This is a genomic window from Nocardia sp. NPDC050718 (genome assembly GCF_040654235.1).
Classification (GTDB): Bacteria; Actinomycetota; Actinomycetes; order Mycobacteriales; family Mycobacteriaceae; genus Nocardia.
Window position 1 is genome coordinate 1 of sequence record NZ_JBFAHQ010000003.1, and the last position, 23,119, is coordinate 23,119.

Below are 23,119 nucleotides of genomic sequence, written 5' to 3' on the forward strand. Positions count from 1 at the left end.
CCCTCGGGGGCTGGCGGTAGCGCCCCCCCCTCATCTGTGGCCCCCGCCCCGGCCCCGGCCCCGGGCCCGGCCGGGGTTGGGGCCCCACCGGGTGTGGGGGGGGGGGCGCCCGCCCCCCCCCCGGCCGCGGCCGCCGAACGCGCGGCGGCCCTGCGCGCCGACGGCGTCGAGGCCGAGCCGTTCGCGGCCGACATCACCGATTCCGCGCAGCTGACCGAGGTCGTCGCGCGGGTCGAGGAGAAGCTGGGGCCGATCGAGGTGGCGGTGCACGCGGCGGCCGCGGGGATGTCGATCCGCGCCGAGTCGACCAGGGCGGTCGACCGGCGGTCGCTGGAGTTGCCGTTCGCGCTCAAGGTGTACTCGTCGATCGAGCTCAGCCGGGCGTTGCTGCCGGGGATGGTCGCGCGCGGCAGTGGCGCGCTGCTGTTCTCCTCGGGCGCCTCGGAGGCGAATCTGCAGCCCTACCTGGCGAATATGGGTGTCGCGCTGGGCGCCCAGCGGGCCTATGTCCGGCAGCTGGCCGCCGAGCTCGACGGCACCGGGGTCTACGTCGGGCTGCTGGCGATCGGCGCGCTGATCGAGCACAGCGCCGTGCAGCTGGAGATCGACGCGTATCCCGAACTGATCCCCGACGGCCTGGTGCTGCCCCGCATCGGCAATGCCGAGCTCGGCGCGCGGTACTGGCGGATGTACGCCGAGCGCGACACCGTCGAGGTCGAGATCGGGTTCTGACTTTCGGGGTTGACCTTGACGTAGCGTCAACTTGCAGACTGGGGACGCCGACGAGAAAGGGACAGGTCATGTTGGGTGAATGGTCCATCCAGGACCTCGCGAAAGCCGCGGGCACCACCAGCCGCACGCTGCGCCACTACGGGCAGCTCGGCCTGCTGGAACCGAGCCGGATCGGCGCCAACGGCTACCGCTACTACGACCAGAACTCCCTGATCCGCCTGCAGCGCATCCTGCTGCTGCGCGAACTCGGGCTCGGCCTTCCGGTGATCGCCGAGGTTCTCGCCGGGGAACAGGACACCGCGGGCGCGCTGCGGACGCACCTGGAGCTGCTGCGGCAGCAACAGGATCTGATCGCGCGCCGGATCGAATCGGTGTCGACCACGTTGCACAAGACCGAAAGAGGTGAACCACTCATGGCCGCAGAGGTTTTCGACGGCTTCGACCACACCCAGTACAGGGACGAGGTCACCGAACGCTGGGGCAAGGAGGTCTACGAGAGCGGCGACCGCTGGTGGCGCTCGCTGAGCGACGCCGACAAGAAGGCGTTCCAGCAGACCCAGCTCGACATCGCCGCCGACTTCGGCAAGGCCCATGCCGCGGGCCTGCCCGTCGACGGCGAGACCGTCCAGGCGATCGTCGCCAGACACCGCGCCTGGCTCGGCGACGGCACCCAGGGCCGCCCCGTGACCGACGAATACCTGCTCAACCTGGGCGAGATGTACGTCGCCGACCCGCGCTTCCGCAAGAACTACGACGTGCACGGCGACGGCACCGCCGAGTACATCCTCGAGGCCTTCCGCGCCCACGTCGCAGGCCGGACCGCCTGATCGCGTTTCACCCGGCGCCCAGCCGGGAACTAGCAGGAAGCCGCGCCCGGACGCCACCCGCCCGGACGCGGCTTTCGGCGTCTCGGGCTGCCCGGCGTGCCCCCGGGACCTCGGTCGACGGGCTCGATCGGCCGTCGCGCCGTATAACTGACGGCGACGACGACTAGTAGCGGGGACAGTGGTGGATCAGGTGCGGCCCGAGCGGCCTTCTCGCGCGGTGACCGCGCTGGTGGCGGGGTGGCTCGGGGTGCTGGTCGGGGGTGCCGGGATCATCGTCGGCACGGCGACTGCGGTGGTGCGGGCGGTCGGGCGGGAGATCGAGCTCGATTACGCGGGTGCTGGGATCGTCGGTGGGCTGGGGGTGGTGTATCTGCTGGGGGCGGTGCTGCTGTTGCGGCGGCGGATGCTCGGCAGGCGGATTCTGGTGGGGATATCGGGGGCGATGAGCGGGGCGACCTTGCTGGTCGTGGTGCTCAACGGGGCCGGGCACGGGCTGCGGGTCGGGCCGCTGGACTGGTGGCTCGCGCTCAATGTGGTGATCCTGGTGCTCAGCCTGATCGAGCCGACGCGCCGGTGGACCACGACGCGCTAGGCCGACTCGGGATACGGTCGAGCCATGGTCGTGCAGGATGCGAAGTCGAAAGCCGGTGAGGTGACGGCGATCGTCGCCGTGTGCTGTGCCGCTGTTGCCGCAGTGGCGAATCTGGTCGGGGCCGTGGTCCTGGTGCGCGCCTTCCTGAACGACCCCGACCAGCTCGACGACTCGCTGGCCCTGTTCGCCACGCTCGGCGCGTTGGTGGCTGCGTTCGCGTTCGGCTACGGCGGCATGCTGCTGGCCCGGCGCGACGAGTCCGGCCGGTGGGTGCTGATCGTGGCGGCGGGCGCGCAGCTCGGGCTCGGCGTGCTCGGGTTGCTTGCCACGCTGGTGAACTACGACTCCGAGTACGGCATCCACTGGTTCGCCGGGGAATCCGTCCTCCGATCGATTCCGATCGGGTTCGGTGGGGTACCCGGTGCGGTGACGGCGATCGTGAACCACAGCTGGGCGGCCGCGCTGGCGGCCGTCGCGCTCGGTGCGCTGGTGCTGGTGCCCGCGGCGCTGCCGTGGACGGCGGCCTACGCTCGGACCGAGCGGGCTGTCGGTTCGGCCGTATAGTTTCGGCAGGTCAGCGGCGCGACGCCGCGCTCGTTTCGGAGGGGGACACCATGGGATACCCGTATGGTCCACAGCAGGGCCACGACCCGTACGCGGGCGGTTACGCGCAACCCGGTTACGCGGCCGATCCCTACGCGCAGCAGGGCTACGCCCCGCAGCCGTACGGGTACGCGCAGCAACCCGCGCCCGGATACGGTTACGGCGCACCGGCTTACGGCGCACCGCAGCGGGCGGGCGGTGGCACCGGAATCACCGCGGCCCTGCTCTCCCTGCTGATCTCGCTGTTCGCGCTGATCGGTCTCGGCGTGGTCGCGGCCACCGAGCTGAACACCGACTCGGTCCGCAGCGACGACGCCCGCGCCGGAACGATCGCCGGCATCGCGATCGCCGCCGTCCCCGCCCTGCTGTGGCTGCTCGGCTCGATCCTGCTGTTCCGCCGCAAGACCGCGGGCCGGGTCATCCTGATCATCCTGTCCACGATCGGCCTGCTGATCAGCGCGATCTCGGTCGCGATCGCGGCCAGCGAAGGCGCCCCGCCGGCCGTGGTCATCGGCAGCGTCGTCGCCACCTGCATCCCGCTACTCATCCTCCTCTGCGCCGCGGCCCCCTCCACGGGTCGCTGGATTCGGGCCGCCCGCCAGCCTGCGTACGCTCCCTACCCGTACTACTGACGCGCGCAGGGGGATCACGCATGAGCTATCCATCCGGACACACTCCGAGCGAGGGTGTCGCCCAGCCGGTTTCGCCGTCACCGGCGACCGTGCACTACGGCCCGGGTCATTCGTACCCGGGGGCGGTGGGTCAGCCGCCCGCTGAATGGTGGAGTTCGCCGGGGATGGGAGCGGGGCCGACGTCCGAAGCGCCGAGGGGCGGTCAGATGTGGCCGCACCCGAACGTCGAGGACCAGCGCGCCACAACATCCGGCTCGCCGGGGGCGGTCTTCCGCTGGGCGGCGGTTGTCCTCGCGGTGGTCCTCGTCGGGATGGCCGGGTTCGCGGCGGCCAGTGGGTTCTGGACTGTCGCGCTGCTCGGCGACGATACGAGGATGACTGCGCGCAACATGCAGGCGACGTCGGTCGCGCATCTGGGCGTTGCGCTGTTGATGCTGGTCGGTGGGCTGTTGCTGTGGCGGTGGGTGAGCGCGGGTCGGGTGCTGGCGGCCGTGTTCACCGCGGCGTACGTGGCCGTGGCTGGGTACGGGCTGTCCTCCGGGTTCGCCTTCACGCTGGAGTTCACGTACGGGGACCACGTCCCCGATCTCGACGAGCGGCCCGGAATTGCGTTCTGCTGGGTGATGATCGCGCTCGGGATCCTCCTGCTCGTCCTGCTTCTGGTCTCGATGTTGACGACCCGGACCCAACGGCCGCGATCCGCGCAGGTGCCGCAGGGCGTCGGCGGCCAGCCGCAGATGGGGTCGTTGCCCGGGGGATACGCCTACGGGCCTGCGACACCGGGTCACCGCATTCCACCACCGCCGGGACACCCCTACCACTGAGGCGTCGATGCTGAAGTGGTTGACGGGCTGTGGGATCGGCGCTCGTCCACGGCGTATTTTCCGTACCGAGGTATCGGGCAGTCTGTGCCAGAAGGGGGACGCACATGAGTCAGCCATTCAGTCCTGATCCGAATGACATTGCGGTGCAGCCGGTTGCGGGGCTCCCTGGCCCAGCTCCGGCAACCGCGCAGTACGACACGGGTTCCCCGGCCGGGTCCGCACCGCTCGACCAGCGCCCGGGGTATCCGAGCGCATCCGCCGGAGTTCCGAGCTCTGGTGTCGCACCTGGCGCCCCGTATCCCGGGCAGCCGTTCGCCGGGCAAGTTGCGCCGAACGGTCAGTACCTCGGGCATCAGGTTCCATCGGCCGTGGTGCCGGGATTCGGCGTTGCGCCCGGTTTCCCGCATCCCGGGCCGTCGCCCGCTGTACAGGGTGCGTCGCGTGGTCAGCCCGGATATCCGGGTCCTGCGTCTGCGCCACCGGGCTTCGGCGAAGCACCGGCCGGGTACCCGCATCCCGGGCTGTTGCCGGTCGGGCAGGGACAGCCGGGTGGGGAGTGGTGGCAGACGCCGGGGACTCACGCGCCGATGGTGGCCGGTTACCCACAACCGGGGGCGGACGTGGGGCATCGGGGGTTTCCGGGCGCACAGCCTCGGGGCGGGGCGTCGCCGTTATGGCGTGTGCTCACACGACGTGCAGTGGTGGTGCTCGCCGTACTCCTCACCTGCCATGCAGCAGGTTCTGCGGGGTTGGGTCTGCTGACGATCCAATGGCTGGGCCGAACGGACTGGAGTACCGGTCGGCTGCTGGTGCCGATGACCCTGGCACATCTGATCGTTGCCGCCTTCGGGGTATTCGTCGTGGCCAGGATGACCCGTCGGCCCGAGCGATCGAGTACCGCCTTTGTCGCTGTCATGACAGCAAGCTGCCTCGCGGTGAACGCGTACGGGATGGTCCCGGACTCGGTGTTCTCGAGCTTGGTCGCCATCAGGATCCATCAAGCCGGATTGGGCGGCGACCTGATCGTCGGAGATTACCCAGGGGAGCGCCTCGCCACGTTCGGCGTGGTGCTGGCAGTCCTCCTGCTCGTCATGCTCGTGCTCTCGGCAATCGCAGCGCGACCTTCGCGAAGAGGCGACGGGCACATCGACCCCCATTCCGGTGGGCATCCATCCCCCGGATACACGCCAGGAGACCCGCACCGGTGAGCCGAGCGCATCACCCCAGCTCAGCGGCAGGTCGGCGACTCCGCCGGGACAATCCGGCGTCTTCCGATACGCTGGGCACCCGTGACCGTCGCATCGTCCCCGGGTAACTCCGATAATTCTGCTTACGACCTGATCGTGGTCGGCTCCGGCTTCTTCGGCCTGACCGTCGCCGAGCGTGCCGCGAACCTGCTGGGCAAGCGGGTGCTGGTGATCGACCGCCGCTACCACCTCGGTGGCAACGCCTACTCCGAGCCGGAGCCCGAAACCGGCATCGAGATCCACAAGTACGGCGCGCATCTGTTCCACACCTCGAACAAGAAGGTGTGGGATTACGTCACCCAGTTCACCGAGTTCACCGGGTACCAGCACCGCGTGTTCGCGCTGCACAAGGGCCAGGCCTACCAGTTCCCGATGGGGCTGGGCCTGATCTCGCAGTTCTTCGGCCGCTACTTCAGCCCCGAAGAGGCCAAGGCGCTGATCGCCGAGCAGGCCGCCGAGGTGGCGACCGCCGACGCGCAGAACCTCGAGGAGAAGGCGATCTCGCTGATCGGGCGCCCGCTCTACGAGGCGTTCGTGCGCGACTACACCGCCAAGCAGTGGCAGACCGACCCGAAGGAACTGCCCGCGGGCAACATCACCCGCCTGCCGGTGCGCTACACCTTCGACAACCGCTACTTCAACGACACCTACGAGGGCCTGCCCAAGGAGGGGTACACGAAGTGGCTGGAGAACATGGCCGCCTCCGACCTCATCGACGTGCGCCTGAACACCGACTGGTTCGACGTGCGTGCGGAGATCGTCGCGGCCAGCCCGGACGCGCCGGTCGTCTACACCGGCCCGCTGGACCACTACTTCGACTACGCCGAGGGCGAGCTGGGCTGGCGCACGATCGACTTCGAGACCGAGGTCCTCGAGATCGGCGACTTCCAGGGCACCTCGGTGATGAACTACAACGACGCCGACGCGCCGTACACCCGCATCATCGAGCCGCGCCACTTCCACCCGGAGCGCGACTACCCGACCGACAAGACGGTCATCATGCGCGAGTTCTCCCGCTTCGCGCAGACCGGCGACGAGCCGTACTACCCGATCAACACCCCCGAGGACCGCGCCAAGCTGCTGGCCTACCGCGAGCTCGCCAAGAAGGAGACCGCCGAGAAGAAGGTGCTCTTCGGCGGCCGCCTCGGCACCTACCAGTACCTGGACATGCACATGGCGATCGGTTCGGCGCTGAGCATGTTCGAGAACGTGCTGCGTCCGCACCTGGAGTCCGGCGCGGCTTTGGTGGACGAGGCGTGAGCGCGCAGCCGGTGCTCGACGACGTGACGACGGAGACGCGGGCGAAGGCGCTGCTGCAGCGGATCATCCTGCCCCGGCCGGGCGAGCCGCTCGACGTGCGGACCCTCTACCTGGAGGAATCCACCACCAACGCGCGCCGCGCGCACGCCACCAGCCGGACCGCGCTCTCGATCGGCGCGGAGTCGGAGGTGTCGTTCTGCACCTACTTCAACGCGCTGCCCGCCAGCTACTGGCGGCGCTGGAGCGTGCTGAACTCGGTGGTGCTGCGGCTGGAGCTGGCCGGGCACGGCCGCGTCGACGTGTACCGCTCGAAGGCGGACGGCTCGCGCATTCACGTGCAGGGCAAGGAGTTCGCGGTCGCCCAGGGCGCGGACTCGGTGTTCGTGGAGTTCGAGACCGATCTCGGCCCGTTCGAGGACGGCGGCTGGATCTGGTTCGACATCACCACCGACACGGCGGTGACGCTGCTGGCCGGCGGCTGGTACGCCCCGCAGGAGGCGCCGGGCACCGGCACCATCGCGGTCGGCATGCCCACCTTCAACCGGCCCACCGACCTGGTCAAGACGCTGGCCGCGCTGGGTTCGGACCCGCTGGTGCTCGGCAATGTCGCCGCGGTGATCGTGGCCGACCAAGGCAACCGCAAGGTCGTCGACGAGCCCGGCTTCACCGAGGCCGCCGCGACGCTGGGTGACCGGCTGAGCATCCACGACCAGCCCAACCTCGGCGGGTCCGGCGGGTACAGCCGGGTCATGTACGAGGCGCTGAAGACCGACGCCGAGTTCATCGTCTACATGGACGACGACATCGAGATCGAGCCCGACTCGATCCTGCGCGCGCTGGCGTTCTCCCGGTTCGCCAAGTCGCCGCTGCTGGTCGGCGGGCAGATGCTGAACCTGCAGGAGCGCTCGCACCTGCACAGCATGGGCGAGGTCGTCGACCGCGGGATCTTCATGTGGTCCTCGGCGCCGAACGTCGAGTACGACCACGACTTCTCGAAGTACCCGCTCAAGGACCGCGACAACTCCAAGCTGCTGCACCGGCGCATCGACGTCGACTTCAACGGCTGGTGGACCTGCGTGATCCCGCGGCAGGTGGCCGAGCAGATCGGTCAGCCGCTGCCGCTGTTCCTGAAGTGGGACGACGTCGAGTACGGCCTGCGCGCCCGCGTGGCCGGCTACCCGACCATCACCCTGCCGGGTGCGGCCGTGTGGCACATGGCCTGGTCCGACAAGGACGACGCGATCGACTGGCAGGCGTACTTCCACCTGCGCAACCGCCTGGTCGTCGCCTCGCTGCACCTGCCGGGTGACGGCAAGCCGATGATCGTGAACACGGTCAAGGCCACGCTCAAGCACCTGCTGTGCCTGGAGTACTCGACGGTCGCCATCCAGAACGAGGCGATCCGCGACTTCCTGGCCGGTCCGGAGGGTCTGTTCGACCTGCTGCCGAGCGCGCTGGGCAAGATCCACGCGATGCGCAAGGACTACCCGGACGCCGTGGTGCTGCCGTCCTCGACCGACCTGCCGCTGGCCAACCGGCACGGCGTCGGCGCGGTCGGCGAGCCGGGCAACCCGATCGCCAAGGTCGCGCGGCTGGCCAAGGGCGTGGTGCACAACTTCCGCAAGGCCGACCCGGCCGCCTACGAGACCCCGCAGCTGAACGTGCCGACGCTGGACGCGCGCTGGTTCCTGCTGTCCCAGGTCGACGGCGTCACCGTGACGACCGCCGACGGCCGTGGCGTCGTCTACCGCAAGCGCGACCCGCGCAAGGCCGCCGAGCTCCTCAAGGAAGCGATGCGCCTGCGCAAGGAGCTCACCGCCCGCTTCCCGGAGATGCAGCAGCGCTACCGGGCCGCGCACGCCGAGCTGACCAGCACGGCGGCGTGGGAGAAGACCTTCGGCCTCAGCCAGAACGGAACCGAGAAGAAGTGAACGCGATCAACCCGGAACTGCCCGAGCTGGAGCTGGCCGAGGAAGGCTGCGGCGGTGAGTGCGCCTGCGCGTGCGGCGACGACGAGTACATCGAGGTGCCGCTCGAGGTCGGCATCATCAACAAGGTGCAGACGACCATCGGCACCAACCCGGCCGTCGTCTCGGCCGCGCGCGGCATGTCGCACTTCGGTGAGCACGCGCTGGGCTGGGTCGGCATCGCCGCGGCGGGCTGGCTGGTCGACAAGCCGCGCCGTCGGCAGTGGGCCGGTGTCGCGGTCGGCGCCGTCGGCGCGCACGCCGCGTCGATCGTGATCAAGCGGATCGTCCGGCGCCCGCGCCCGGACAGTCCTGCGGTGCAGGTCAACGTGTCGACGCCGAGCAAGCTGAGCTTCCCGTCCTCGCACGCCACGTCCACCACGGCGGCTGCGGTGTTGCTCGGCCGGTTGACCGGGCTACCCTTGCCAGCGGTGCTCGTGCCTCCGATGCTCCTTTCCCGGGTCGTCCTCGGGGTGCATTACCCTTCCGACGTGCTCGCCGGTTCCGCATTGGGGGCCGCGTCGGCAGCCGCCGTGCTAGCCGCCGAAAAGAGACTCCGACAGTGACCGCAACCGAAAGAACCTTGGCTGAGATGAGCGAAGAACCGTCCGCCGCCGTCCTCGACGAGGGCGTGGTGAAGGGCCCGCCGAAGACTCTGGTCGGCGGTGTCATCAAGGCCATCCGCCCACGTCAGTGGGTGAAGAACGTGCTCGTGCTCGCCGCGCCGCTGGCCGTCGGGCCCGAGGCGATCAGCGACGCGGGCGTGCTCGTGCACGTCGCGATCGCGTTCGTGGTGTTCTGCATGGCGGCCTCAGGTATCTACCTGGTCAACGACTCGCTCGATGTCGAGGCCGACCGCGCGCATCCGACCAAGCGGTTCCGCCCGATCGCGGCGGGCGTCGTCCCGGTCAACCTTGCGTACGCGCTGGCCGTGGTGCTGCTGATCGGCTCGATCGCCGGTTCGTTCCTGGCGTCCTGGCACCTGGCCGTGGTGATGGCCATCTACATCGCCATCCAGCTGGCCTACTGCCTCGGCCTCAAGCACCAGGCCGTGCTCGACATCTGCATCGTGTCCTCGGGCTTCCTGCTGCGCGCCGTCGCCGGTGGCGCGGCCGCGGGCATCGCCCTGTCGCAGTGGTTCCTGCTGATCATGGCGTTCGGTTCGCTGTTCATGGCGGCGGGCAAGCGCTACGCGGAACTGCAGATCGCGCTGGAGACCGGCGCGAAGATCCGCAAGTCGCTGCAGTACTACACGCCGACCTACCTGCGCTTCATCTGGACGCTCGCGGCCACCGCCGTCGTGGTGTTCTACGGCCTCTGGGCGTTCCAGCAGGACTCGGCTCGCGACACCCAGTGGTACTCGATCTCCATGATCCCGTTTACCATCGCAATCCTGCGTTACGCGGTCGACGTCGACGGTGGCGAGGCCGGTGAACCCGAAGAGATCGCGCTGGGGGACCGCATCCTGCAGTTCCTCGCTATTGCCTGGATCGGAGCGGTAGGTGTCGCTGTCTATCTCACCTGACGAGATCGTGGTAGCGGAGCAGGAAACAACCGAATACGAGCGGCTACGCGACGACGAGCAGTCGGCGCGTCCGACCGCCCGTTTCGCGACCCTGTCCCGCGCCACCTTCGTCGGTGGGGTGGTACTCACCGTCGTCGTGTTCGCGGTGGGTGCCTGGCAGCGGCGCTGGATCGCCGACGACGGCCTCATCGTGCTGCGGACGGTGCGCAACCTGCTCGCGGGCAACGGCCCCGTCTTCAACATGGACGAGCGGGTCGAGGCCAACACCAGTACCGCGTGGACCTACCTGGTCTGGTTCTTCAGCTGGCTCACCCAGGCGCGGCTCGAGTACGTGGTGCTCGGCGTCGCGCTGACGGTCTCGCTGCTGGCGATCGTGTTCGCCATGCTCGGCACCGCCCGGCTGTGGGGCGGGACCAGCGGTCAGCTGCTCATCCCGGCGGGCGTGCTCGTCTACATCGCGCTGCCGCCCGCCCGTGACTACGCCACCTCCGGACTGGAGAGCGGCCTGGTGATCTGCTGGGTCGGGCTGCTGTGGTGGCTGCTGATCCGCTGGAGCCAGGCCGCGGTGGTGCGCGTGCCGAGCCTGCTCGGACTCGTCTTCCTGGCCGGTCTCGCGCCGCTGATCCGGCCGGAGGCCACGCTGATCGGCGTGCTCGCCCTCGGCATGATCTTCCTCGCCCCGATGCCGCGGTTCCGGTACGGCCCGATCGCGCTGCGCGCGCTGATCGTGTTCGTCGCCGGGATCGTGCCGGTGGCCTACCAGATCTGGCGGATGGGCTACTACGGCCTGCCCTACCCGAACACCGCGGTCGCCAAGGACGCGGGCGGGGCCAAGTGGGGCCAGGGCATGAAGTACCTGTGGGACCTGGTCGGCCCGTACTACCTGTGGATTCCGCTGCTCGTGCTGCTGATCGCCGGTGTGGTCACCGCGGTGGCGCGTGGGGTCGCGGTGCGGCCGCGGTGGTCGGTGGCGGCGATCCGGACCTGGCTGCGCTCGCCGAGCGCGGTCGTCACCATGGTGCTGGGCAGCGGCCTGCTGCTGACGGTCTACGCGATCCGCGTCGGCGGCGACTTCATGCACGGCCGGATGCTGCTGACCCAGCTGTTCCTGCTGCTGCTGCCGGTGGCGGTCGTGCCGATCCGGCTACCGGTCGGCGGGCTGCGGGCGTTCACCCCCCGTGACTGGTCGACCGTGGTCGTGCTGGCCGCGCTGCTCGGCACCGCGGGCTGGTCGCTGTACGCGGCGAGCACCACTGCGATCAAGACCGGCACCAAGATCAGTTCCTCCGGCATCGTCGACGAGCGCGTCTACTACGTGCTCAACACCGGCAAGGATCATCCGATCCTGGCCGAGGACTACCTCGACTACCCGCGCATGCGGGCGATGGTCAACGACATCGCGGCCAACCCCAACGGCGGCCTGCTGCTGAACTCGCCGTCGTACACGTTCTGGTACCTGGACCCGCCGCCGCAGCCGATCCCCGAGGGCGGCGCCGGGCACACGGTCTACTTCCTGAACCTGGGCATGACCAGCATGAACGTGCCGCTGAGCGTGCGCGTCATCGATCCGATGGGCCTGGCCTACCCGCTGGCCGCGCATTCGGACCGGCTCGCCGACGGCCGCATCGGGCACGACAAGAGCCTGTACCCGGACTGGGTGGTCGTCGACTCGGGCATGGTGGACATCCACCCGTGGATGCCCTGGTACATGGACGAGGAGTGGGTCACCCAGGCGCGCACGGCGATGTCGTGCCCGGAAACGCAGGCGCTGATGATCTCCACGCGCGATCCGCTCACCTTCGACCGGTTCAGGCACAACCTGCGTCATGCGCTGAGTTTCGCGAAGTACCGGATCGACCGGGTGCCCAAGTACGAGATCCAGCGGTGCGGATTGGTGGATCCATTCCCCGAGCCGCCGCGCTGAAACGGTCTACATGCGTCACACTGGGCCCACGGGTTATCCGTCGGCTCAGTGGTTACACCCCTGGCCTGGGGTTTCCCAGTGGCGTTCGCCGCTTAATCACTTTTCGGTAACGCCAGGCTATCGATGTCACGATATGGTCTTCGAGGAACGGCCCGTCGGCGCACTGGTGTGCCGGTAGTAAGTCGGCGGTCATTTGCAACCGCGGTTCCGCGCGAACCGCACGAGGAAAGGCCCAAAACAGAATGCGTGGCGGACGTCTCAGAGCCCGGGGAGCCGGCTGGCTCAAGCGGTCGATGCTTCTCTCCCTGGCTGTTGTCCTACCGCTCGGTGCGGCGGTGGCCGGCCCGACCGGCACCGCTTCGGCGGCGTTCGATCCCAGTGGCTTCGACTTCTGGGTCGACTCCGAGATGGGCCCGATCAAGAACCGGATCTTCCGCGCGGCCGACGGCAACACCGGTCGCGTCGTGTACGCGCTCGACGGCATGCGGGCCCGCGACGACCTCAGCGGCTGGGAGATCGACACCAATGTCGCCCGGGCGCTGACCGCGGCCAACATCAATGTCGTCATGCCGGTCGGCGGCCAGTCCAGCTTCTACGCCGACTGGAACGCCCCGAGCAACTTCTTCGGCCTCGACACCGGCTCGGGCGGCAGCTCGACCGGTTCGGCGGCCACCGGGTCCGCGATGACGGGCTCGTCGATCGCGCCGGCCCAGGTCGCGGGCAAGAAGAACACCTACAAGTGGGAAAGCTACCTGACCGGCAACCTGCGCAACGCGCTGTCGGCCCGGCTCGGCTTCAACCCCAACAACAACGGTGTGTTCGGCCTGTCGATGGGTGGCTCGGCCGCGCTGACGCTGGCCGCCTACCACCCGGACCAGTTCAGCTTCGCCGGTTCGTTCTCCGGCTACCTGAACATCTCGGCGCCGGGCATGCGTGAGGCGATGCGGGTGGCGATGGTCTCCGCCGGTGGCTTCAACATCGACGCCATGGCGCCGCCGTGGGGCCCGCAGTGGCTGCGGATGGACCCGTTCGTCTTCGCGCCGCGGCTGGTGGCCAACGGCACCCGCGTGTGGGTGTCGGCGGCCAGCGGTATCCCGGGCGCCGGTGACGTGTCCAACCCGATGGAGATCGTCCAGGGTGTGCCGCTGGAGCTGCTCGCTATGGTGAACAGCCGCGCCTTCCAGGTGCGCATGGCCACCCTCGGCGGCGGCAACGCGAACTTCGACTTCCCGCTCACCGGCGTGCACAACTGGCGCAACTGGGAGACCGAGGTCAACCGCATGATCCCGGATCTGTCGGCCAACATCGGCTAGCTCGATCCGCTCGAAGACGAAACCGTCCGGTGCCGTACGCACCGGGCGGTTTTCTTCGTTTCCGTCACGATCCGACTGATAGCCGGTGACGAATTACGTGCGGCAGGTCACCGTGAGTTGTGCTCTGGGTCACTTTCCAGCAACATGTAAGCATTCGTCATTGATTCATACACAGTGAGCATGCGTCGAGGTTGATTCGTCCGTTTTGCCCTGGATTGATCGCTTTCGACGCCCGATGAGGGATCCGACGGTATAGCTCGGGGTTTGCGCTGTCGGTTCAGCCGAGAAAGGTCTAGTCGAATGCGAACACTGCGCTGGAAGCGTCGGCCCGTGAAGACCGCAGCCCCCGGATCGTGGGCTCGGCGCTGGGCCGCCGGCGTATCCATGGCACTGCTGGTGCCGATCGGAACGGTCATCGCGGGCGGCGCCGCCCCCGCGTCCGCCGGATTCAACCCCGCCGCCTTCGACTTCTGGGTCGACTCCGGGATGGGCCCGATCAAGACGCGCATTCTCCCGGCGCGAAACGGCAATACCAATCGCGTCGCCTACGTCCTCGACGGCATGCGCGCGCCGGAGAACCTCAACGGCTGGGAGATCGAAACGGATATCCCGAATGCGCTCGCCGCGGCGGATATCAACGTGGTGATGCCGGTCGGCGGTATGTCGAGCTTCTATGCCGACTGGAACTCGCCCAGCGAATTCTTCGGTATTGCCGGTAACGGCGCGCCGAACGCGGGCTCCGGCGCGGCCAACGCGCTCTCCGGCGGGCCCGGCAAGAGCTACCGGTACCAGTGGGAATCGTTCCTCACCAACGATCTGCCGAACGCCCTCGCCGGCCGGCTCGGCTTCAGCCGCCACCGCAACGGGGTGTTCGGGCTGTCGATGGGCGGCTCGGCCGCGCTGACGCTGGCCGCCTACCACCCGGATCAGTTCTCCTTCGCCGGCGCGTTCTCCGGCTACCTGAACATCTCGGCACCCGGCATGCGCGAGGCCATCCGCATCGCCATGCTGGACGCGGGCGGCTACAACGTCGACTCGATGGCGCCGCCGTGGGGCCCGCAGTGGCTGCGGATGGACCCGTTCGTCTTCGCCCCGAATCTGGTCGGCAACAACACCCGGCTCTGGGTCGCCGCGGCCTCGGGCCTGCCGACCGGTACCGACGGCCCGAACATGAACACCGTCAACGGCATGGCGCTGGAGGCGCTGGCGCTGGCCAACACGCGCGCCTTCGAGGTCAGGATGGCGACGCTCGGCGCCCGCAATGTCGTCTACTCGTACCCGGCGTTCGGCATCCACGCCTGGAACAACTGGAACGACGAGGCGCTGCGGATGATCCCGGATATGTCGAACAACATCGGCTGACGCCTGTCGCCCGAGACAACCAGAACGCCCGGTGCATTCGTGCACCGGGCGTTTGTTTTCCGAGTGGAATCGTGGCCGAACCGGATGTTCACGGGTGCTGACCTGCTCCGCTCGACAGACCGGCTCTCCGGTTTAATACCGGCGAGTTCCGTTGCCCTTGCAAGTAATTCGTGGGTCGAATATCCTCCAGCGAGCGAAAGTGTGACCAGATCGTTGTTTCACCTGTCTGATCGGCCGGACTGTCGGGATCCGGGCGATGTCGGAGACGGGTCTGGCATGCCACAACAGCAGAAAGAGAGCGGAATTCACATGCGTTTCGGCAAGGCCGCCGCGCCGAAGGGTGACCAGCCGGGCACGTCCCGGGGAGTTGCACCTCGCGGTTGGCGTAATCGAATTCTAGCTGTCGGCGCCGCGGCCCTCGTGCTGCCGATCGCCGCAGGGGCGGCCCCGATGGCGTTCGCCGCCCCCGCGTCCGTGCCGGCGCTGCGCGCGCCCGCCGGTGGCTACGAAGAGCTGATGGTGCCGTCGAAGATGGGCCCGGTGAAGGTCCAGGTGCAGTGGGCGCGCAACGGTGGCAACGCCGCGCTCTACCTGCTCGACGGCCTGCGCGCCCGCGACGACCGCAACGCCTGGTCCTTCGAGACCAACGCGATGCAGCAGTTCGCCAACGACAACGTCACCCTGGTGATGCCGGTCGGTGGCCAGTCCAGCTGGTACGCCGACTGGACCGCGGCCTCGAACACCAACGGCCAGAAGACCACCTACAAGTGGGAGACCTTCCTGACCGAGGAGCTGCCCGCCTTCCTCGAGGGCTACGGCGTCTCCCGCAAGAACAACGCGGTGCTCGGCCTGTCGATGAGTGGCCCGGCCGCCCTGCGCCTCGCCGCCCTGCACCGCGACCAGTTCAAGCACGCGTCCTCGCTCTCGGGCCCGCTGAACTGGGGTGCCCCCGGCATGCGTGAGGCCATCCGCGTGATGATGCTCGACGCGGGCCGCTTCAACGTCGACTCCATGGCCGCTCCGTGGAGCCCGGCGTGGCTGCGGATGGACCCGATGGTCTTCGCGCCCGAGCTGCGTGGCCTGCCGATGTTCATCTCCTCGGCCAACGGCCTGCCCGGCCAGCACGATCGTCCGGCCGGCCTCGGCGGCATGTACAACACCGCCAACGCCATGGGCATCGAGGCCATCTCGTTCGTCAGCACGCTGGCGTTCCAGAGCCGCCTGAAGTCGCTCGGCATCGCCGCCACCTTCGACTTCCCGGCCAACGGCACCCACTCCTGGAAGTACTGGGAGGACCAGCTGTGGAAGGCGCGTCCGCAGATCCTGGGCGCGCTGGGCGCCTGATAGTTTCCGCCCAGCAACGCTGAGAAGACCGGTTCACCCGCAGGGTGAGCCGGTCTTTTTGCTGTGCGGGGCGCTCGCGTGTCCTCCCGGGTTATCGGCCGGTACTGCGGTACAACGAACGATGAGGCAGTCCCAGGGTGGGGATGAGGAGGGTCGCGCGTGTTGAAACATCGTGTCCGAGCGCCGATGCGGCGGATCCTCGGTATGGCCGCCATGACCGCGGCCCTGCTCGCGCCGACGGTCGCGGTGCCCGCCCACGCGCAGGCGCAGACCGGCGTCGCCGGGGTGCAACGGGTGGAATGGCTCTCCGATCGCCGGGTGGCGATGTGGGTGTACTCGCCCGCCATGAACACGCCGATCCAGGTGCAGATGCTGCTGGCGCGCGACTGGAATGTCCGCCCCGACGCCAAGTTCCCGATGATGCTGATGCTGGACGGCCTGCGCGCCCAGGACGACGAGAACGGCTGGACCAAGGACGCCGACGCCGAGGGCTTCTACGCCGACAAGAACGTCAACGTGGTGCTGCCGGTCGGCGGCCAGTCCAGCTGGTACTCCGATTGGCTCGCGCCCGACAACGGCCACACCTACAAGTGGGAGACCTTCCTGACCAAGGAGCTCCCGCCGATCCTCGAACGCGATTGGCGCACTACCGAAGTGCGTGGCGTGCAGGGTCTTTCGATGGGCGGCACGGCCGCGATGAACCTGGCGGGCCGCAATCCCGGCCTGATGAAGTACGTGGCCTCGTACTCGGGCCTGCTGACCACGACGACGCTCGGCATGCCGCAGGCGATCACCTTCGCCAACAAGGACGCGGGCGGCTTCGACGCGGTGTCGATGTGGGGCCCGCCCGGTGGGCCGGAGTGGGCGGCGCACGATCCCTATCTGCTGGCCGACAAGCTGAAAGGCGTCAGCATGTACGTCTCCAGCGGCAGCGGCCTGGCGGGCAATCACGACCAGCTGGGCGAGGTGCCGCTGCTGAGCGAGAACTGGGCCGGGACCGGCCTGGAGATCCTGGCGCGGCTGTCGACCGAGAACTTCGTCGCCAAGCTGGAGAAGCTGGCGATCCCGGTGCAGGCGAACTACCGTCCCGCGGGCACGCACACGTGGCCGTACTGGGATTTCGAGATGCGGCAGTCCTGGCCGCAGGCCGCCGCCGCGCTCGGCACCGATCCCGGCGGCACCACGTGCGGCACCGGCGGCGCGATCGGCCCGGCCGCCCAGGCCGCGGCCTGGCTGGGCAACTGCCTGACGGCGGAATACCCGGTGGCGGCGGGCATCGTGCAGGACTTCCAGAACGGGAAGGTGTTCCACTCCGCGGCGACCGGCGCGCACGCGGTCGGTGGCCGGATCGGCGGCACCTACGCCGGGGTCGGCGGGCCGACGTCGCCGCTGGGCCTGCCGACCGGGGACGAGCAGGGTCTGCCCGACGGCCGCGGCCGCATGCAGACCTTCGAGGGCGGCTCGATCTACTGGACGCCGCAGACCGGCGCGCAGGTGATGCGCGGCGCGTTCCTGGAGGAGTGGGGCAAGCAGGGCTACGAGCGCGGTCCGGCCGGGTATCCCGTCGCGGCCGAGGCGCGCACGCCCAGCCGCGACGGCTCGGTGCAGGCCTTCGAGCACGGCCCGATGTTCTACAGCCCGGCCACCGGCGCGCACCGGGTGCAGGGCTTCATCCTGGACAAGTACGCGGCGCTGGGCTTCGAGACCAGCCCGCTGGGCTTCCCGCTGGCCGAGGAAGCGCCGCTGAAGGATCTCGGCCGGTACAGCCGGTTCGAGGGCGGCAACATCTACTGGAGCCCGCTGTCGGGCGCGTGGTCGGTGCGCAACGGCGCGGTCGCCGATGCCTGGGGCGCGCAGGGGTTCGAGAACGGCAGGCTCGGGTATCCGGTCAGCGACGAATTCACCGTCCCCGGCGGGATCCAGCAGAATTTTCAGACCGGGTTCATCGTGGTGCGGGACGGCAAATCCGAAGTTCACGGGGTGTGAGCCCGGGCTGAGAACTCTCTGAGCTTCGCCGCGCGGTACCCGGCCGCCCCGGATGTCCGGCTAGCCTGGTCTGCGACCGCTTCCCTGACGAACGATCGAGGAAAGACATCTTCATGCATCGGATTCCTGGCAAGGTTGCCGGATCGGTCGCGGCCCTGGCTGCCGTCGCCCTGCTGTCCGCCTGTGGTGGCAACGATTCGACCGCGTCGCAGACGCCCACTCTCTCCTCGAGCGCGAGCGCCGCCGCCTCGGCCACGTCCCAAGCGCCCGCGACCGGCGACCACGGTGACCACGCGACCACCTCGAGTGCCGCGCCGGAGACCACCGCCGCGCCCGAGCAGCCCCAGGCCGCGCCGGAGACCACGCCCGCGTCCACGCCCGCCTCCGACAAGGACAAGGCGTTCCTGGCCGAGCTGAGCAAGAACGGGATCACCCCGGCCAGCCCGGACATCGCCCTGACCGCGGCCGGCTACATCTGCTCCAGCCGCGCGACCGGTGCCTCCGATGCCGATATCGCCCCGTACGTCGCGGCGATCGCCGGCACCGACACCGCGTTCGACCAGTCCAAGATGGACGTCAACAAGGCAGCCCAGATCTATATCGCCGCCGCGACCTCCACCTACTGCTAGTGAACCCCCGACCGACGCGACGCACCCGCAGGCTCTGGCCGGCGGGGTGCCTGACCGTGCTGGCGCTGTTCGTCCTGGCGATCATCGTCATCGTGCTGCTCTGGTATCTGTTCGCAGGCCGGTTGCGGGAGCCCGGGCCGACGCCGCCCGGACCGCCGCCACCGACGTCGCAGTCGGCGGACTGTCCCGATGTGATGCTGCTCTCGATCCCCGGCACCTGGGAGTCGGCGAGCAACGACGATCCGTACAACCCGCAGGCCAACCCGATCTCGCTGATGCTCAGCGTGTCGGGGCCGCTGCGGGCGCAGTTCCCGGACAACCGGCTCGAGGTCTACACGGTGCCCTACGTGGCCCAGTTCTCGAACCCGATCGCGTTCCCGCCGGACGGCCAGGCCTCCTACAACAACAGCCGCACCGAGGGCACCGCGCGGGCGACCGACATCCTGGCTCAGCGGCACAAGCAGTGCCCGCTGACCACCTACGTCATCGCCGGTTTCTCGCAGGGTGCCGTCATCGCCGGTGACGTGGCCGCGCAGATCGGCATGGGCAACGGCCCGGTCCCGGCCGACAAGGTGCTCGGCGTGACGGTGATCGCCGACGGCCGCCGCACCGCCGACACCGGCCCCGGCCAGCCCACCGAGATCGGTGATCCGCCGCCGACCGGCCAGGGCGCCGAGGTGGCGCTCAAGGGGATCAACGTGCCCGGCATCAGCATGACCGGCCCGCGACCCGGTGGTTTCGGCTCGCTGGCCCCGAAGGTGTACTCGATCTGCGCGCCCGGCGACATGATCTGCGACGCCCCGCGCGAGGCCCTCAACCCGGCCAACGCGCTGGGCAGCCTCGGCGCGCTGATCCGCTCGGCGGGCAATCCGGTGCACGCGCTCTACGCCACCAACACCGTGGACGGACAGGGCACCACCGCCACCCAGTGGACGGTGAACTGGGCGGCCGGACTCATCGAGAACGCGCCGCACCCACCGCATTCCTGAGCGGTGACTGGCGGAGTTGTCACAGTCACAGCGGGTGTGTGATTGCCATGGATCATGCCTCGCTGTGACATCCGCACTCCCATTCGCCCTCACGCTGTAAAGTGCGCTGATGATCGCGCCGACTTCTCTGCTACCGCGGAGTAGCCGGTGGCCCGAATACACCGCCTAGCACGCGCAGCGTGCAACAGCCAGGAGCGATGAGTTCATGACCGAAGCTGCCGCACCCGTCGGTGAGTTGACCGCGCTGGGTACGCCGCTGCGTCCGTTCCGCTTCGCGGCGGCGGGCGAGGGCAACAAGCAGGAGGGCGGCGCACGCAAGTTCGTCCAGACTGCGCAGCAGGCCGAGGAGATGGGGTACGACACCTTCGTCGTCCCCGATCACCTGGGCGACCAGATCGGTCCGATCGCCGCGCTCGGCGCGCTCACCCAGGCGACCGACAAGATCCGGCTCGGCACCTCGGTGCTGGCGAACGGCTTCCGGCATCCGGTCGTGCTGGCCAAGGATCTGGCCACCATCGACGTGCTGTCCAAGGGCAGGCTCGAGGTCGGCGTCGGCGCCGGCTGGATCAAGGAAGAGTTCGAGAACGCGGGCATCCCGTACGAGCGTCCCGGCGTCCGGCTGGAGAAGCTCGACGAGTCGCTGACCATCCTGGACACGCTGCTGCGCGGCCAGGAGTGCAACTTCGAGGGCAAGCACTACCAGGTGCGTGGCATCAAGGGCACCCCCCGACCGCGGCAGGGCCCTCGTCCCCCGCTGTGCACCGGCGGCGGTGGCCCGAAGATGCTGGCGCTGGCGGCCAAGCACGCCGACATCGTCTCGATCGTCCCGCAGACCACCAAGAACGGTAAGGGCCTGCTGTCCGGCATCACGCTGGAGAAGACGATCGAGAAGGTCAACATCGTCAAGGAGGCTGCCGGCGACCGGTTCGCCGACATCGAACTGAACTGGGCGATCACCGCGATCGTCATCACCGACGACCGGGAGAAGACCGCGGAGATGGCGCTGCGCGCGATCGAACGCGGCCTGCACCCCGATCTCGAGGTCGACGTGGAGCTCACCGCCGAGCAGATCCTCAGTTCGCCCTACATCGCCATCGGCACCTTCGAGGAGATCGCCGAACAGGTCAAGCGTGTGCGCGAACTCACGTCGATGTCGTATGTGGGCATCTTCCCCACCCAGATGGACGCTTTCGCGCCTGTCATTCCGCTGCTGCGGGAGGACTGAGCGGGGGTTCTCTGTAACATGACTCTGGTTTGAGAACATCTAGCCGATAGCGGTCACCGCGCAGACCGCTCGAAAATCCGCAGGTTGTCAGGATCCACGCACGGCGTGTTCCGGGGGCCGGTGGCGATAGCGAGTCGGGGCCTCACGGGTCTCAACGCCGTAATGCGTTGGGAAAATTCACCGGTGTCCGGGCCTCGGAGGAGAAGAAGGAATGGAAGAGACTTTCGACGACTACCTGGACGAGACCGGGAACCTTGTGATTCCCGAGGGTCGGACCCTGGTCGATCACGTCGAGAAGCACACCCGTAACGATGCGAACACGCTCGCGTACCGCTACATCGACTACTCGCGGGAACGCGACGGCGAGGTGCACGAGCTGACCTGGCAGGAGTTCGGAGTTCGGCTGCGCGCGGTGGCCGCTCGCCTGCAGCAGGTGACCAACCCGGGCGACCGGGTCGCGATCCTCGCGCCGCAGGGCCTGGACTACGTGATCTCCTTCTTCGCGGCGATCTACGCGGGCACCATCTCGGTGCCCCTGTTCGACCCGGACGAGCCGGGCCACACCGACCGGCTGCACGCCGTGCTCGGTGACTGTGAGCCCTCGGCGATCCTCACCGCGACCTCCTCGGCCGCCGGTGTCCGCCAGTTCTTCCGCTCGCTGCCCGCCGCGCAGCGCCCGCGGATCATCGCGGTCGACGCGATCCCGGACACCCTCGGTGATTCCTGGGTCCGCCCCGACACCGCGATCGACGACATCGCCTACCTGCAGTACACCTCGGGTTCCACCCGGGTCCCGGCCGGTGTGGAGATCACGCACCGCGCGGTCGGCACCAACCTGCTGCAGATGATCAACTCGCTGAACATGAACGAGAACTCGCGCGGTGTCACCTGGCTGCCGCTGTTCCACGACATGGGTCTGCTGACGGTGATCCTGCCCGCGGTGGGCGGCAAGTTCATCACCATCATGTCGCCGAGCGCGTTCGTGCGCCGCCCCTCGCGCTGGATCAACGAGCTGGCCGCCGTCTCCGACGGCGCCGGCACGTTCGCGGCCGCCCCGAACTTCGCGTTCGAGCACGCCGCGGCCCGTGGTGTGCCGAAGGCGGGCGAGTCGCTCGACCTGTCGAACGTCATCGGCCTGATCAACGGTTCCGAGCCGGTGACGGTCTCGTCGATGAAGAAGTTCAACGAGGCGTTCGCCCCGTTCGGCCTGCCCAAGACCGCCATCAAGCCCTGCTACGGCATGGCGGAGGCGACGCTGTTCGTCTCGGCGACCAAGGCCGAGGACGAGGCCAAGTACATCTACGTCGATCGCGACGAGCTCAACCGGGGCCGGATGGTCCGGGTGGATCCGTCGGCCGAGAACGCCATCGCGCAGGTCTCCTGCGGTTACGTCGGTCTGTCGCAGTGGGCCGCGATCATCGATCCCGAGTCGGTGGAAAGCGCCGACGGCGGCCGTGAGCTGGCCGACGGGCAGGTCGGCGAGATCTGGCTGCACGGCAACAACATGGGCATCGGCTACTGGGGACGCCCGGACGAGTCGACCAAGACCTTCCGCAACCGGGTCACCGACCGGCAGCCGGGCGGGCACGCCGAGGGCACCGACGCCGACGCGAACTGGATGCGCACCGGCGACTTCGGCGTCTACTTCGAGGGTGAGCTCTACATCACCGGTCGCGTCAAGGACCTGGTGATCGTCGACGGCCGCAACCATTACCCGCAGGATCTGGAGTACTCCGCGCAGGAGGCGTCCAAGGCCCTGCGTCCCGGCTTCGTCGCCGCCTTCGCGGTGCCCGCCAACCAGCTGCCCGCCGAGGTCTTCGCGGCCGACAGCCACTCCGGCCTGAAGTTCGACGCCGACGACGCGTCCGAGCAGCTGGTCATCGTGGCCGAACGCGGTCCCGGCGCGGGCAAGGCCGACCCGGCCCCGATCGCCGACGCGGTGCGCGCGGCCGTCTCGCTGCGGCACGGTGTGACCGCTCGTGACATCCTGCTCGTACCCGCGGGTTCCATCCCGCGTACCTCCAGCGGAAAGATCGCCCGGCGGGCCTGCAAGGCCGCCTACCTCGAGGGAACGCTGCGCGGTGGTTACACCCAGCAGGCTTTCCCCGATGCACCGGAAGAGTAATCGGCCGACCGGA

The 23,119-nt window shown here is 68.8% G+C and carries 20 protein-coding genes; all 20 read left to right on the top strand.

Annotated elements, in window-relative coordinates; translation table 11 throughout:
• Positions 1 to 93 precede the first annotated feature (93 nt).
• Positions 94 to 732: an SDR family oxidoreductase gene (locus tag AB0H54_RS14380; protein ID WP_357345759.1), complete on the top strand. Its 639-nt coding sequence runs from the start codon at positions 94 to 96 to the stop codon at positions 730 to 732.
• Between the two features lie 68 nt (positions 733 to 800).
• Entirely contained in the window at positions 801 to 1,559 is a 759-nt protein-coding gene (locus tag AB0H54_RS14385) for a TipAS antibiotic-recognition domain-containing protein (RefSeq protein WP_357345761.1), read from the top strand.
• A gap of 181 nt (positions 1,560 to 1,740) precedes the next feature.
• A complete protein-coding gene (locus AB0H54_RS14390) occupies positions 1,741 to 2,151 on the top strand; it encodes a hypothetical protein (RefSeq protein ID WP_357345763.1) in 411 nt (136 codons plus the stop codon).
• Positions 2,152 to 2,175: 24 nt separating this feature from the next.
• The gene (locus AB0H54_RS14395; protein ID WP_357345765.1) at positions 2,176 to 2,715 is read left to right on the top strand and encodes a hypothetical protein; all 540 of its coding nucleotides are present in this window, start codon (positions 2,176 to 2,178) and stop codon (positions 2,713 to 2,715) included.
• A gap of 50 nt (positions 2,716 to 2,765) precedes the next feature.
• Positions 2,766 to 3,386, top strand: coding sequence for a hypothetical protein (locus AB0H54_RS14400; RefSeq protein WP_357345767.1), 621 nt, complete (start codon positions 2,766 to 2,768; stop codon positions 3,384 to 3,386).
• A gap of 206 nt (positions 3,387 to 3,592) precedes the next feature.
• Entirely contained in the window at positions 3,593 to 4,210 is a 618-nt protein-coding gene (locus AB0H54_RS14405; RefSeq protein WP_357345769.1) for a hypothetical protein, read from the top strand.
• A gap of 698 nt (positions 4,211 to 4,908) precedes the next feature.
• Positions 4,909 to 5,418: a hypothetical protein gene (locus AB0H54_RS14410; RefSeq protein WP_357345771.1), complete on the top strand. Its 510-nt coding sequence runs from the start codon at positions 4,909 to 4,911 to the stop codon at positions 5,416 to 5,418.
• Positions 5,419 to 5,499: 81 nt separating this feature from the next.
• The gene (gene glf / locus AB0H54_RS14415) at positions 5,500 to 6,717 is read left to right on the top strand and encodes a UDP-galactopyranose mutase (RefSeq protein ID WP_357345773.1); all 1,218 of its coding nucleotides are present in this window, start codon (positions 5,500 to 5,502) and stop codon (positions 6,715 to 6,717) included.
• The gene (locus AB0H54_RS14420) at positions 6,714 to 8,648 is read left to right on the top strand and encodes a glycosyltransferase (RefSeq protein WP_357345775.1); all 1,935 of its coding nucleotides are present in this window, start codon (positions 6,714 to 6,716) and stop codon (positions 8,646 to 8,648) included. Before glf ends, AB0H54_RS14420 begins: the two co-directional genes overlap by 4 nt.
• An 89-nt stretch (positions 8,649 to 8,737) precedes the next feature.
• A complete protein-coding gene (locus AB0H54_RS14425) occupies positions 8,738 to 9,250 on the top strand; it encodes a phosphatase PAP2 family protein (RefSeq protein ID WP_357346592.1) in 513 nt (170 codons plus the stop codon).
• Between the two features lie 26 nt (positions 9,251 to 9,276).
• Positions 9,277 to 10,209 (top strand): decaprenyl-phosphate phosphoribosyltransferase, encoded by a 933-nt coding sequence (locus AB0H54_RS14430; protein ID WP_357345777.1) that lies wholly within the window; start codon positions 9,277 to 9,279, stop codon positions 10,207 to 10,209.
• Complete coding sequence (gene zomB, locus AB0H54_RS14435) at positions 10,187 to 12,133, top strand: flagellar motor control protein ZomB (RefSeq protein WP_357345779.1); 1,947 nt, start codon at positions 10,187 to 10,189, stop codon at positions 12,131 to 12,133. The genes AB0H54_RS14430 and zomB overlap by 23 nt, the downstream gene beginning before the upstream one ends.
• Positions 12,134 to 12,375: 242 nt before the next feature.
• Entirely contained in the window at positions 12,376 to 13,446 is a 1,071-nt protein-coding gene (locus AB0H54_RS14440) for an alpha/beta hydrolase family protein (protein ID WP_218721226.1), read from the top strand.
• Positions 13,447 to 13,746: 300 nt separating this feature from the next.
• Positions 13,747 to 14,808, top strand: a complete 1,062-nt coding sequence (locus tag AB0H54_RS14445) for an alpha/beta hydrolase family protein (protein WP_355283639.1) — start codon at positions 13,747 to 13,749, stop codon at positions 14,806 to 14,808.
• A gap of 309 nt (positions 14,809 to 15,117) precedes the next feature.
• Positions 15,118 to 16,152: an alpha/beta hydrolase family protein gene (locus AB0H54_RS14450; RefSeq protein WP_355283675.1), complete on the top strand. Its 1,035-nt coding sequence runs from the start codon at positions 15,118 to 15,120 to the stop codon at positions 16,150 to 16,152.
• A 204-nt stretch (positions 16,153 to 16,356) separates the two neighbouring features.
• Positions 16,357 to 18,138, top strand: coding sequence for an alpha/beta hydrolase-fold protein (locus AB0H54_RS14455; protein WP_357346593.1), 1,782 nt, complete (start codon positions 16,357 to 16,359; stop codon positions 18,136 to 18,138).
• Positions 18,139 to 18,251: 113 nt separating this feature from the next.
• Positions 18,252 to 18,767 carry a DUF732 domain-containing protein gene (locus AB0H54_RS14460; protein ID WP_357345781.1) on the top strand — a complete coding sequence of 172 codons (516 nt, stop codon included), beginning with the start codon at positions 18,252 to 18,254 and terminating at the stop codon, positions 18,765 to 18,767.
• On the top strand, positions 18,767 to 19,756 hold the full coding sequence (locus tag AB0H54_RS14465; RefSeq protein ID WP_357345783.1) for a cutinase family protein: 990 nt from the start codon (positions 18,767 to 18,769) through the stop codon (positions 19,754 to 19,756). The genes AB0H54_RS14460 and AB0H54_RS14465 overlap by 1 nt, the downstream gene beginning before the upstream one ends.
• A gap of 205 nt (positions 19,757 to 19,961) precedes the next feature.
• Positions 19,962 to 20,981: an LLM class F420-dependent oxidoreductase gene (locus tag AB0H54_RS14470; protein WP_357345785.1), complete on the top strand. Its 1,020-nt coding sequence runs from the start codon at positions 19,962 to 19,964 to the stop codon at positions 20,979 to 20,981.
• 211 nt (positions 20,982 to 21,192) lie between these two features.
• Complete coding sequence (fadD32, locus tag AB0H54_RS14475) at positions 21,193 to 23,106, top strand: long-chain-fatty-acid--AMP ligase FadD32 (protein ID WP_357345787.1); 1,914 nt, start codon at positions 21,193 to 21,195, stop codon at positions 23,104 to 23,106.
• Positions 23,107 to 23,119 lie beyond the last annotated feature (13 nt).